The sequence below is a fragment of the Vibrio sp. QJM3NY_39 genome, from assembly GCF_057785895.1.
Map to the genome: position 1 here is coordinate 1,204,204 of NZ_CM173505.1, position 13,299 is coordinate 1,217,502.

At 45.9% G+C, this 13,299-nt stretch carries 6 protein-coding genes; 5 read left to right on the forward strand and 1 reads right to left on the reverse strand.

The window, feature by feature from the left end; translation table 11 throughout:
* Window positions 1-226 precede the first annotated feature (226 nt).
* The gene (gene elyC / locus AC3CHU_RS05515; RefSeq protein WP_488525203.1) at window positions 227-1,081 is read right to left on the reverse strand and encodes an envelope biogenesis factor ElyC; all 855 of its coding nucleotides are present in this window, start codon (window positions 1,079-1,081) and stop codon (window positions 227-229) included.
* Between the two features lie 115 nt (window positions 1,082-1,196).
* Between elyC and cmoM the strand changes: the two genes are divergently transcribed.
* The 5 genes from cmoM (at window position 1,197) to fdhF (ending at window position 13,264) form a co-directional block, all read left to right on the forward strand.
* A complete protein-coding gene (gene cmoM, locus AC3CHU_RS05520) occupies window positions 1,197-1,982 on the forward strand; it encodes a tRNA uridine 5-oxyacetic acid(34) methyltransferase CmoM (protein ID WP_488525204.1) in 786 nt (261 codons plus the stop codon).
* Window positions 1,983-2,105: 123 nt separating this feature from the next.
* On the forward strand, window positions 2,106-3,443 hold the full coding sequence (gene mukF / locus AC3CHU_RS05525) for a chromosome partition protein MukF (protein WP_488525205.1): 1,338 nt from the start codon (window positions 2,106-2,108) through the stop codon (window positions 3,441-3,443).
* Window positions 3,424-4,230, forward strand: coding sequence for a chromosome partition protein MukE (gene mukE / locus AC3CHU_RS05530; RefSeq protein ID WP_488525206.1), 807 nt, complete (start codon window positions 3,424-3,426; stop codon window positions 4,228-4,230). The genes mukF and mukE overlap by 20 nt, the downstream gene beginning before the upstream one ends.
* Window positions 4,227-8,687 carry a chromosome partition protein MukB gene (mukB, locus tag AC3CHU_RS05535; protein WP_488525207.1) on the forward strand — a complete coding sequence of 1,487 codons (4,461 nt, stop codon included), beginning with the start codon at window positions 4,227-4,229 and terminating at the stop codon, window positions 8,685-8,687. The genes mukE and mukB overlap by 4 nt, the downstream gene beginning before the upstream one ends.
* A 347-nt stretch (window positions 8,688-9,034) precedes the next feature.
* On the forward strand, window positions 9,035-13,264 hold the full coding sequence (gene fdhF, locus AC3CHU_RS05540) for a formate dehydrogenase subunit alpha (RefSeq protein WP_488525208.1): 4,230 nt from the start codon (window positions 9,035-9,037) through the stop codon (window positions 13,262-13,264).
* Window positions 13,265-13,299 lie beyond the last annotated feature (35 nt).

A 13,299-nucleotide genomic window follows, 5' to 3' on the forward strand; every position in this document is an offset into this window, starting at 1 on the left:
AAACGTAAAAGCCGAGACATCATTGATGTCTCGGCTTTTTTATTACTTAGCTTTTACTGTTTATGAACTGGAAACCTGCAAATTACTTGGTTAATCAGTCTTGCCTATCTGGCCGAGTCTACAGATCAGGCTATGTCTACAGGTAAGGCTATGTCTACAGGTAAGATTATGTCTACAGGTAAGATTATGTCTACTGATAAAATTCAGTTTACTGATTCGGCTGAGCTTATTGAGGCTGCGCCGCAGAAATACCACCGTCATCTTCAACTAAGCGAGATGTTTCAGGAACAACAATGGGTTCTTCAACGGTGTCATTACTTGTATCAAGCCAATCACGCAGGCTTTGCCACATCAACCCCATTGTTTCGTGCCAGTAACGTTCAGTTTGCTCAAGGTAAAGAGCTTTGGGCATGTACTTATTCCAAGGTTCAACAATCCCTTCTTGTGCAAGGTAGTTGGTTGGTGCTGGTAATGGCCTCATGCCGGCAGCATGGAATTCATTCAATGCGCGAGTCATATGGCTAGCGGAAGTTACCAGTACCATTCTTTTATTTTTAACGAACGCAGCGGCTTGGCGGGCTTCTTCCCAAGTGTCTTTTGCTGTTTCAAGCAGAATGATATCGGGCTTTGAGACACCTAGTGCCAACGCAACTTTGGCCATCATTCTAGCATTGCTCACTTCAGTGCCTGCGCCATAGCCAGACAAAATGAGTTTTGCACCAGGGTAAAGGCGTAGAATACGAATCCCTTCACTTAAACGCATAAGACCGGTGCGACTAAGCTCTGATGTTGGTGGGATTTGGTCGTCTACGACGTGACCACTTCCGAGAACCATCACGTAATCGACGGTTTCATCGACAGGTAAAAAAGCGGTGTGTTGCCTTTCCATTGGCATTAAAAGTTGATTAGAAACTGGCTGGAAAGCGATGAGGAAAATACCACAGAGGGCTGAAAGGGTGATTAGGCAACCCGTCTTCCTTTTGGTAGTAAACATCACTAGGGCTAAACCCAGAAAAGCGAGAATTAACATTGCTGGCAGTGGCATCAGTAACGAAGACACTACTTTTTTCAGCTCAAACATATCCGAATAGTCCGAAAAAACATCACTTAGTAGTAAAAAGAGACATCGCCTCTTTATTCCTGAAATTCCTGTGACAGAATAGCAGGCACGATAGGACATAATAACTCAAGTAGCCGTGACTGAAGACCGTAATTTCGACGATATTGCCCACAAATTTGCAAAAAACATTTACGGCTCTGACAAAGGAGAGATCCGTCAGATCATCGTATGGGAAGATTTAGAACAAGCTTTGAGCAAATTTGAGAAATCAGCTTCGCCGCTGCATGTGCTTGATGCTGGAGGCGGCCTTGCGCAGATGTCGCAAAAAATTGCGTCGCTTGGGCATAACGTTTCTCTTTGCGACCTCTCTTCTGAAATGCTGAAGCTAGCAGAAGAAAGTATCAGCGAAGCGGGTTTGTTAGATCAGTATCGATTCATCCATTCTCCGGTACAAAAAGTCGCAGAACATCTCGATGAGAAAGTCGATTTTTTGATGTTTCATGCCGTAATGGAATGGCTCGCAGATCCTAAAGAGGCGCTTGATTTATTGTTGGAGCAAGTAAACCCCGGTGGCGTTGCTTCGATAATGTTTTACAACCACCACGGATTAGTCCTGAAAAATGTGATTTGTGGCAACATTCCTCATGTATTGAATGGGATGCCACATCGAAAACGGTTTAAGCTGCAACCACAAAAAGGCTTGAAGCCAGAAGAGGTTTACCAATGGATAGAAGACGCCGGTCTAGAAATCTGTGGTAAATCAGGCATTCGCTCTTTCAGTGACTACATAGGTAATATGGAGTACATGGGTGATTACCAATTTGAAGATGTATTGGAACTAGAAAAACAGCTATGTCGTCAAGAGCCATATCTGTCGCTAGGCCGTTATATTCACGTTTGGGCTCAAAAACCTGCGCAATAACAGCGGTGAATGTGGTAAAAGAAGCCACAACATGCGCTATGCAATCGTAACAAGCCCGCGTCATAAAGAAATAGGCGTCATATAATACGTTCGATATGACGAAGAACAGTAACAGGAACCACAATGAGTGAAATGACTCAAACTGCCGAAGAGCAGCCAATTGATGAGTTGGTGGGCTGGGTCAAGCAGCATGATTTTTCATTAAACTTGCCACCAGAGCGCTTAGCATTTTTGATTGCTATCGCAGTACTAAGCAATGAAAGGTTCGATGAAGAGTTGGGCGAAGGTGAACTGCACGATGCATTTACCATTGTCACTCGACTGTTTGAAGATACTGGCGAAGCGTCTGCGTTTCGTGCCAACAATGCCATCAATGAGCTAGTTAAACAGAAGTTGATCAGCCGCTTTACCAGTGAAATCACCGATGGTGCGAGCATCTACCGCTTATCACCGTTGGCCGTTGGTATCTCTGATTATTACTTACGTCACCGTCAGTTCTCTAAATTAAAACTGTCTATTCAGCTTTCTATGGTTGCCGATGAGATGGCAAAAGCCATTGAAGCTGCGCAGAAGGGCGGAACTCCGGGGCATTGGAAAAAGAACGTTTACGGCGTACTCAAATATTCAGTTGGTGAAATTTTCGATCAGATTGATCTTAACCAACGTGTTATGGATGAGCAGCAACAAACCGTTAAGCAGCAAATTGCCGACCTTTTAAATAAGGACTGGCGAGAAGCGATTAATAACTGTGAAGCTTTGCTATCAGAAACTTCTGCGACGCTAAAAGAATTGCAAGATACCTTGCAAGCGGCGGGTGATGAACTGCAAACACAGATCCTCGATATTCAAGAAATTGTTTACGGTGACGATGAACTCGAGTTCGTTGGCGAAACCCTGTTCGGTTTGCAAATGAAGCTTGACCGAATCACCAGTTGGGGTCAGCAAGCAATCGACTTGTGGATCGGCTACGACCGCCACGTTCACAAATTTATCCGTACCGCTATCGATATGGATAAAAACCGTGCCTTTAGCCAGCGCTTGCGTCAGTCAGTCACAGACTACTTTGATGCGCCTTGGTTATTGACCTACGCCGATACTGAGAAGCTGACCGATCTTCGTGATGAAGCGCTCGTGCTTCGTGATGATGAAGTGATGGGACAAGCGCCAATCGACGTTGAGTACGAAGAATTTGAGCAAGTGAATGATCTGCTTTCAGAACGAATTGCAGAGATGTTAAAAGCTCACAAACAGCAAGGCGCGCCAATTGACCTTGGCCTTGTGCTACGCGATTACCTCGCAGCACACCCTCGCACACACCATTTTGATTTAGCCAGAATTGTTGTCGACCAAGCCGTGCGCTTAGGTTACTCAGAGTCTGACTATCAGGCTATTCAGCCGGATTGGCAGGCAATCAACGATTTCGGTGCAAAGGTACAAGCAAATGTCATTAACAAGTACTGATGATTACATGCCAGAGAAACTGGTAAAAGCGATAGCGAACCCGTTGTTCCCTGCGCTAGATAGCATGCTGCGTTCAGGTAAGCATGTTTCAATAGAAGATTTGGACAACCACGCGTTGCTTTCTGATTTCGAGGTAGAACTTCAGCATTTTTACCAACGCTACAACACGGAACTCGTGAAAGCGCCTGAAGGTTTCTTCTATCTGCGTCCGCGTTCAACGTCTTTGATTGGCCGAAGCGTTTTGTCTGAGCTCGATATGCTCGTTGGCAAGGTATTGTGTTTTTTGTACCTAAGCCCAGAGCGTTTAGCCCACGAAGGTATTTTTACTAATCATGAGCTATTTGATGAACTGATTTCGCTAGCTGATGAGAAAAAACTCATGAAACTGGCGACGAACCGAGCTTCGGGTTCTGACTTAGACAAAGAAAAGCTGTTTGAAAAAGTACGTACTTCTTTGCGTCGTTTACGCCGTATCGGCATGCTGATTGCGATTGGTGAAACTGGCAAGTTCCGTATCAGCGAAGCGGTATTCCGCTTTGGCGCTGACGTTCGTGTTGGCGACGATATGAAAGAAGCGCAATTACGTCTTATCCGTGATGGTGAAGCTGTGGTTCATACCCAAGAGCCTAACCAAGGCAGTTTGTTGAATGAAGAACAAGCAGAAGCGGTATCAGAACTAGAAGCAGATGTAGACGAAAACGGTCAACAAGACATTTTTAACGATCAAGCCGGCTTTGACCTTGAGTCAAACGATGGCGAACAAACAAAAGTAGAAGGTGAAGCATGATTGAAAGAGGTAAGTATCAATCATTAACCATGATCAACTGGAACGGCTTTTTTGCGCGTACTTTTGATATTGATGGGTTGGTTACAACGCTTTCTGGCGGTAATGGTGCAGGTAAGTCGACCACAATGGCGGCATTCATCACAGCACTGATCCCTGACCAAAGCCTTCTGCATTTCCGTAACACAACGGAAGCGGGCAGCTCACAGTCGTCACGCGATAAAGGCCTTTACGGTAAGCTTCAGCCGGGCGCATGTTATGCTGCGCTAGATGTGGTGAACTCTCGTAACCAACGCCTATTGTTTGCAGTAAAACTGCAGCAAGTAGCGGGTCGTGATAAGAAAGTAGACATCAAACCGTTCGTAATCCAAGGCCTTCCAAGCCATGTAAAACCAACGGATGTGTTGATTCAGAACGTTTCAGACAGCCATGCTCGCGTATGTCAGTTAAATGATGTAAAAGCGGCAGTTGCACAATACGAAGGCGCGCACTTTAAAGCCTTCTCTTCGATTGTTGATTACCACTCACAGATGTTTGAATACGGTGTAGTACCGAAGAAATTGCGTAACAGCAGCGACCGTTCTAAGTTCTACCGCTTAATTGAAGCATCACTTTACGGTGGTATTTCTAGTGCGATTACGCGTTCTCTGCGTGATTACCTTCTACCGCAAAATGGTGGCGTGAAGAAAGCATTCCAAGACATGGAATCAGCACTACGCGAAAACCGCATGACGCTAGAAGCGATCAAAACGACTCAGTCGGATCGTGACTTGTTCAAGCACTTGATCACGGAATCTACGAACTACGTGGCAGCAGATTACATGCGCCATGCCAACGATCGTCGCAACAAGTTAGATCAAACCATGAAGTTCCGTGGTGAACTGTTTGGTTCTCGCGAAACCTTGCTTGATCAAAACAACTTGTTGAACCGCGTTCAAGAAGAGCTTGAGCTGTTGGTCGATCAAGAATCGGCACTAGAGCAAGATTATCAAGCGGCTTCGGATCATCTTCAATTGGTTCAAACTGCACTGCGTCAGCAAGAGAAAATTGCTCGCTACAGCGAAGATTTAGAAGAGCTTAATGAGCGTCTCGAAGAGCAGATTATGGTAGTTGAAGAAGCTCAAGAACGAGTACTTCTTGCTGAAGAACAGGCAACCATTACTGAAGAAGAAGTGGATAGCCTGAAAACTCAGCTTGCTGACTACCAACAAGCGTTGGATGTTCAGCAGACTCGTGCGCTTCAATACCAGCAAGCGGTTCAAGCCTTAGAGAAAACTAAGCAGTTACTTGGTGATGAATCTATTACTGCAGAAAGCGCATTAACTCTGGTTTCTGAGCTAAAAGCACAAGAAGAATCAAGCACTCAAACGTTACTGTCGACTAAGCATAAACTAGACATGTCTTCTGCTGCGTCTGCACAGTTCGACAAAGCGCTCGCTCTTGTTAAAAGCATCGTTGGTGAAGTTGAGCGTAAAGAAGCGTCTAACAGTGCTAAGCAAGCTTTAGAAAAAGGCCGTAACGCAAAACACGTTGTTGAAAACGAACAACAGTGGCGTGCTCAGCACCGTGACATGGCTCGTGATGTGGCGCAGCAGCGTCAAGCAAAAGAGCTTGCGACTGAATATCAAAAGCAACACAACATCTCACTGACTGACGAAGCGGTTTTCGATGAAGAACGTGAACGCCATGTTATGCAGATCGAGTCTCTTGAGTACGCTCAAGAAGAGCTGCGTGAAGCGAAGAGTGAGCAACGTCGTGTGCAACAAAACCACGACCAAGAGATTCAAAAACTTGAGTCTATTGCTCCAGCGTGGATCACGGCGAACGACGCACTTGAAGTTCTAAGAGATCAAACAGAAGCTGAGCTAGAAGATAGCCAAGCGGTTATGACTCAAATGCAACAAGTGCTCGAAGGCGAAAAGTCTCAATCAGTAGCAAAAGATCAGTTAGCAACTCGCCGTGCTGAACTTGAGCAAGAGATTGAACGCTTAGCTTCTCCGGGTGGCTCTAACGATCCTCGTTTGAAAGGTTTAGCGGATACGCTTGGTGGCGTTCTGCTTTCTGAAATATATGACGACATTACCATTGGTGATGCACCGTATTTCAGTGCGATGTACGGTCCTGCTCGTCATGCGATTGTGGTCTCTGATCTTGATGGTATTAAAGAGAAGCTGGTGGATCTTGATGATTGTCCAGATGACCTTTACATCCTTGAAGGTGATGTCGACGCATTTGATGACAGCTCATTCAATGCTGATGAGTTAGAGGGCGCGGTGTGTGTTCAGCTGAACGATCGCCAAATGCGTTACTCTCGTTTCCCTGAGATACCGCTATTTGGACGTGCGGCTCGTGAACAACGTTTAGAGAAATTGCGTGAAGAGCGTGATGTTGTTGTGGAAAACCACGCGAAAGCGGCGTTTGATGCACAAAAGCTGAATCGCCTATACCAAGCATTCAATAGTTTTGTTGCTAAGCACCTACACGTTGCGTTTAACGCTGACCCTGAACAGGCACTAGTGCCTATTCGTGACAAGCGTAACCAGATTGTACGTTCTTTGGCTGAATTAAATTCTAAAGAGCAACAGCAACGTAGTCAGCTACTACAAAGCAAGCAGGCATTAGGTGCGCTAGACAAATTAGCACCAATGGTTCGTATTTTAGAAGACGAAACATTGGCTGAACGCCTAGCTGAATTAGAAGCGCAACTAGAGCGCTTGAGCGAAGCTAAGTCGTACTTGAACAACCATTGCAAGGCACTGGCGTCTTTAGAGCAGATCGTTTCTGCACTAGACGCAGACCCTGAACAGTTCGAGACACTAGAAGCACAATACCAACAAGCTGACCAAGCTCTACAAAGCCTGAAAGGTAAAGTGTTTGCTCTGTCTGACTTGATTGAACGTCGTCACTACTTTGCCTATGCGGATTCTGTTGATCTTCTAAACAAGAGCAGCGAACTGAGCGAGCAATTAAAAGCGAAATTGGTTCAAGCTGAACAAGCTCGAGCTAAAGGCCGTGATGGCTTGAAACAAGCTCGTGAACAGATGAACCAGTACAACCAAGTATTGGCAGCACTGAAGAGCTCACATCAAGCGAAACAAGAAACGGTTCAAGAGTTCAAACAAGAGCTACAAGAGTTTGGTGTCAATGCTGATGAAGGCGCTGAAGAACGTGCTGTACGTCGTCGCGATGAACTGCACGAACGTCTGCATACTTCTCGTGGGCGTAAGAGCGAATACGAGCGTACGATTACATCAACTGAACTTGAGATGAAAGCACTGGCCAAGCGTCTTAAGAAAGTTCAGAAAGAGTACACAGAGCTTCGTACCTTCGTAGTTGCAGCAAAAGCAGGCTGGTGTTCAGTACTTCGTTTAGCTCGTGAGAATGACGTTGAACGTCGTTTACACAAGCGTGAACTGGCTTACCTAACGGCGGGCGAACTTCGCTCAATGTCAGACAAGTCATTGGGTGCGCTACGTCTGGCTGTCGCTGACAATGACGACCTACGTGATTCGCTGCGTCTCTCTGAAGACAACGCGCATCCAGAACGTAAGGTTTTGTTCTACATTGCGGTTTACCAACACCTTCGCGAGCGTATTCGTCAGGATATTATTCGTACGGATGATCCGGTTGAAGCTATCGAAGAGATGGAAGTTGAGCTAGCTCGACTAACAGAAGAATTGACGCAGCGTGAAAATCGCCTGGCAATCAGCTCTGAGTCCGTAGCAAGTATCATCAAGAAAACGATTCAGCGCGAGCAGAACCGTATTCGAATGCTGAACCAAGGTTTGTCTAACATTTACTTTGGTCAGGTTAAAGGCGTACGTCTGAACGTTAAGATCCGTGAAAGCCACGAGATCTTGCTATCAGGGCTAGCGACTCAACAAGAGCAACACAAAGACTTGTTTGAATCAACGCGCTTTACCTTCTCAGAAGCGATGGCGAAGTTGTTCCAACGAGTGAACCCGCATATCGATATGGGTCAACGTTCTCCACAGGTTCTGGGTGAAGAGCTACTGGATTACCGTAACTACCTAGAGCTAAGTGTTGAAGTTAACCGTGGTTCAGACGGTTGGTTACAAGCGGAATCGGGTGCATTGTCTACGGGTGAGGCGATCGGTACGGGTCAGTCAATCCTATTGATGGTTATTCAGAGCTGGGAAGAGGAATCTCGTCGACTTCGCAGTAAAGACATCGTTCCATGTCGTTTGTTGTTCCTTGATGAAGCAGCACGTCTGGATTCTAAGTCAATATCTACGCTGTTTGAACTGTGTGACCGCTTAGGTATGCAGCTTCTGATTGCTGCGCCAGAGAACATTAGCCCAGAGAAAGGTACGACTTACAAACTGGTTCGTAAGGTCTTCAAAGACCACGAACACGTACACGTTGTTGGCCTGCGCGGTTTTGCTCAAAACAAACCAGCATCTCCGGTGCAAGAGCTTATCGAAGAAACTGAGCAATAACTTTGATAGCCGAGTTATAACCTTGATAGCGCAGCTATAAGCTTGAAAGTGACTCAATGATATTTGTTCAAAGCCCCTAATCATTAGGGGCTTTTTTGTACCTAGAATCTAATTCCTTACTTCTTACTTCTACAGCAGAACCCCTCCCGCCTAATCCTCTCGTCGATACTGATAAGACCTCTCATACCTTATGGTTATTATCAATGGAACTTGTTTGAGGTCACACGCACAAAACCACAAATAATGTATGGTAATGACATAGGTTTAATAATATTAATAATATTGTATTACTTGAATTTTGATTGTTGATAACTCGCGTGTGCGAAAGGTAAAGGTAGGACTTAGGTATGATTCAAATCGTTATTGATGGGAAATATCGAATCGTCGATCAAGGGCAAACCGTTCTTGAAGCGGCAAAAACATGTGGTTTAGAGATCCCATCTTTATGTGGTTTGAACAAAACAGCGGATAAAGTACCGTGTGACTTGTGTGTTGTTGAAGTTGATGGCGTTGGTGTCACTCGTTCTTGTGAGCTTGAAGTGTCTAATGGATTGGAGATTACGACTCAGTCAAAACAACTGACCGATCATCGACAAGAAGCACTAAATCGTATCATGACAGATCACTACGCTGACTGTGAGGCGCCATGCCAAACGGCTTGTCCTGCTGGCGTTGATATCCAGTCTTACCTCCATCATATTGCTCAAAATGATCACATTAAAGCGATTGAGGTGATCAAAAAGACACTACCAATGCCACTTTCAATTGGTCGAGTATGTCCTGCTTTCTGTGAAACGGAATGTCGTCGCAACTTGGTCGATGAATCCATCGCGATTCGCCAACTCAAACGACACGCTGCCGACGCAGATTTAGCCGCTCAAGAGAGCTACATGCCAACTAAGAAACCAATTAAAGGCAAGAGTGTTGCGATTGTTGGTAGTGGCCCCGGTGGGCTTACGGCGGGTTATTATCTATCTAACGAAGGCTATGATGTCAGTGTTTATGAGTCGATGCCCAAAGCTGGTGGCTGGCTACGTTATGGTATCCCTGAATATCGTTTACCTAAGTCGATTCTAGACAAAGAAATCGAACTGATGTGTCGTAACGGGATGTCGGTAGAGTGTGATAAAAAGCTCGGTGTTGATTTTACATTGTCTGATTTGAGTAACGATTTTGATGCGGTTTGTTTAGCGGTTGGTGCATCGCAAGCAGTTGAAATGAATTATCCGGGCAGCGAGCTTGGCGGTTGTTATCTAGGCGTCGATTACCTGAAAGATTACGTGACCGATCAGCAGTTCATTACCGGTAAAAAAGTAGCGGTGATCGGTGGCGGTAACACTGCGATTGACTGTGCGAGAACGGCAGTGCGAGATGGCGCTGATACCACGCTGATCTACCGTCGGACTCGAGATGAGATGCCTGCAGAAGATTACGAAATCGAAGAAGCTGAGCATGAAGGCGTGAAATTCCACTTCTTAACCAACCCGGCAGAAAACATAGCCGATGAAAATGGTCATGTATCAGAAATACGATTAGAGCGTATGGCTTTGGGACCAGCAGATGCCTCTGGTCGTCGTAGCCCTAAACCAACAGGCGAATTCTTTGTTGAAGCGTTTGATACGGTTATTGCTGCCGTGTCGCAAAAGCCGGATCTGAGCTTTATGGACAATGAAGCGATTGATATTCCTCTTACTCGTTGGAATACCGCTGATGCCGATCCGCAAACCATGCATACAGGTACCGGCAATATCTTTAGTATCGGTGATTTCCGACGCGGCCCTGCAACCGCAGTGGAAGCGGTGGGGGATGGGCGCATTGCTGCACAGGCGATTGATCGGTTCTTTCATGGTGACATGGATAACATTCCGGCTAAACCGTTTAATTCAAGAAAGCACAAGCAGCTCAAAGCGGTGGATCCTGAGCAATACAAATCCATACAGCGTATGGCGCGTAAGATCATGCCAGAGCTAACACCCGAGCAGCGTGAACAAAGTTTCGACGAAGTAGAAACAGGGTTTGATAATGCCGATGCAATTGCGGAAGCAGCAAGATGTCTAGAATGTGGTTGCCAAGCCAATACCGATTGCGACCTACGAGACTACTCGACCGAATACAAGGTAACGCAAACACATCCAGAGTACAAAATCGATATGGCTTCGAATGAGAGTTGGCAGGCGATTCGTGCAGAAGAAGCGAAGGTCGGTTTAACAAGACAAAAATTTGCAGTTGATGACAGTTCAGAATTTATTATCTTTGATGCCAACCGCTGCATCAGTTGCGGCCAGTGTATCCAAGCGTGTCGTGAACAGAATGTTCATGGTGTTTTAAGCTTCATGAATCAATCTGATGGCAAACCTGCATCAAGACCTGAATATCGTCCTAACTTTGGGGCAGACAAGACCTTAATGGGCGACTCAAACTGCGTTCAATGTGGGTCGTGTATTCAGGTATGTCCAACCGGTGCAATGGTGGATGCTCGTGATAGAAAGCAGGGAGACACAGACCTGCTCAAGAAAGTCGATACCATCTGCACCTATTGTGGTGTGGGCTGTAAGCTAACCATGCATATCGATGAACAGAAAAACAAAATCCGTTATATCGAAGGCGGTGACTCTCCGGTTAATGAAGGCATGTTGTGTGTTAAGGGGCGATTCGGCTTCGATTTTGTGGGCAGTGATGCGCGTTTAACCACACCATTAATTCGTAAAGATGGCTGGTTGCAACCTGCAAGTTGGGAAGAAGCGATTAAGCTCATTGCTGATAAATTTACCGCGATTAAACAGGGCTTTGGTAGCAATGCTTTGGCGGGCTTCTCATCGGCGAAAACCACCAATGAAGACAACTATGCTTTCCAAAAATTCATACGCCGTGAATTAGGCACTAATAACGTCGATCACTGTGCACGTCTTTGTCATGCTTCTACTGTTACCGGTTTAGAGGCTTCGCTGGGTAGCGGTGCAATGACCAATGATATTCCAAGTATCAAGCACTCAGATGTGATTTTTATTATTGGTTCAGACACTACTTCAGCACACCCAATTATTGGCTCGCACATCAAGCAAGCGGTGAGGCACGGTGGAGCACGATTGATCGTTGCAGATCCAAAACGAATCGATATAGCTGACCATGCTGAGCTTTACTTAGCGCACCGCCCGGGCACTGATGTGATGCTGATTAATGGTGTGATGCAGCAGATCATCAAACACGGTTGGTACGATCAAGATTATATTGATGATCGTGTTGACGGCTTTGATACCTTATTGCAGGAAGTCATGTCACCAAGCTACTCACTTGATAAAGTTGAATTAGTGACTGGCGTGAAAGCGGAAGATATCTTCGCGATGGCTCGCTTGATTGGTACTGCAGAACGCACCGCAGTGTATTATTCGATGGGTATTACGCAACACACTACTGGTCACGACAACGTACGTTCAATCGCTAATCTACAACTCTTGTGTGGCAACATTGGTATTGAAGGCGGTGGTATAAACCCATTACGTGGTCAATCTAATGTTCAGGGTGCGTGTGATATGGGGGCATTGCCGAACAACCTTCCTGGTTATCAGAAAGTGTATAACCCGATAGTTCGTCAAAAATTCGCGATGGAGTGGGGTGTTTCTGACTTACCAGCGGAAGCGGGGTTAACGCTCACCGAAATTATTGATGGAGCGTGCCATCGAGATGTTCGCGGTCTGTATGTCATGGGTGAGAACCCAGTGTTGAGTGACCCAAATCAAGCGCATGTGATTGAAGGCCTTGAAGCGTTAGATTTCCTAGTGGTTCAAGATATTTTCTTAACCGAAACCGCTCAGTATGCCGATGTGGTTCTGCCGTCTTGTTCGTTTGCTGAAAAGTCTGGCCACTTCACTAATACAGAGCGCCGAGTCCAACGTATTAATCCTGCTGTTAATCCGCCCGGTGACGCGAAAGAAGATTGGGTGATTATTCAAATGCTAGCCAATGCAATGGACGGCGGTTGGGACTATAAAACCGTTGCTGATATCACCAATGAGATAGCACGTGTAACGCCGCAGTATGGTGGTTTACGTTGGGAGAATATTACGGTGAACGGCGTCCAATGGCCAAGTAATAAGAATAACCCTGACGGTACACGGATCATGCACCAGACTCAATTCACTCGCGGGCGTGGTCAAATGGAAGCGATTCCGTTTAGATACGCAGCAGAACTTCCTGATGCGGAATACCCGCTAGTATTAACGACAGGTCGCATCCTAGAACAGTTCCACACCGGGACCATGACACGTAAAACCAAAGGGCTTGATAACTTGGCAGGACCACGTGCGATGGTGAGTGTTCATGATGCCGAAGCGTTAGGGATCTCGAATGGCCAGATGCTCAAAGTATCAACCCGTCGTGGAGAAATTGAAATCGCGGCATTTGTCACTAAGCGAATGCAAAAGGGGGTGGTATTTATTCCATTCCATTTTGTCGAATCTCCAGTTAACCGCTTAACTACGACTGCAACCGATCCGCACGCTAAGATCCCAGAGTTTAAGGTGGCGGCAGTCCGCATTGACCCCATTCGTGAGTCTGAAGCAGAAACAACAGAAGTTTAGTTCCGAGCGTTAAGCTAATTAACGATAGGCATTAA

Bases quoted from the DNA above. Each gene is read 5' to 3' on its own strand.
- fdhF (WP_488525208.1), top strand. From the start codon at position 9,035: ATGATTCAAATCGTTATTGATGGGAAATATCGAATCGTCGATCAAGGG.
- mukF (WP_488525205.1), top strand. From the start codon at position 2,106: ATGAGTGAAATGACTCAAACTGCCGAAGAGCAGCCAATTGATGAGTTG.
- elyC (WP_488525203.1), bottom strand. From the start codon at position 1,081: ATGTTTGAGCTGAAAAAAGTAGTGTCTTCGTTACTGATGCCACTGCCA.
- mukB (WP_488525207.1), top strand. From the start codon at position 4,227: ATGATTGAAAGAGGTAAGTATCAATCATTAACCATGATCAACTGGAAC.
- mukE (WP_488525206.1), top strand. From the start codon at position 3,424: ATGTCATTAACAAGTACTGATGATTACATGCCAGAGAAACTGGTAAAA.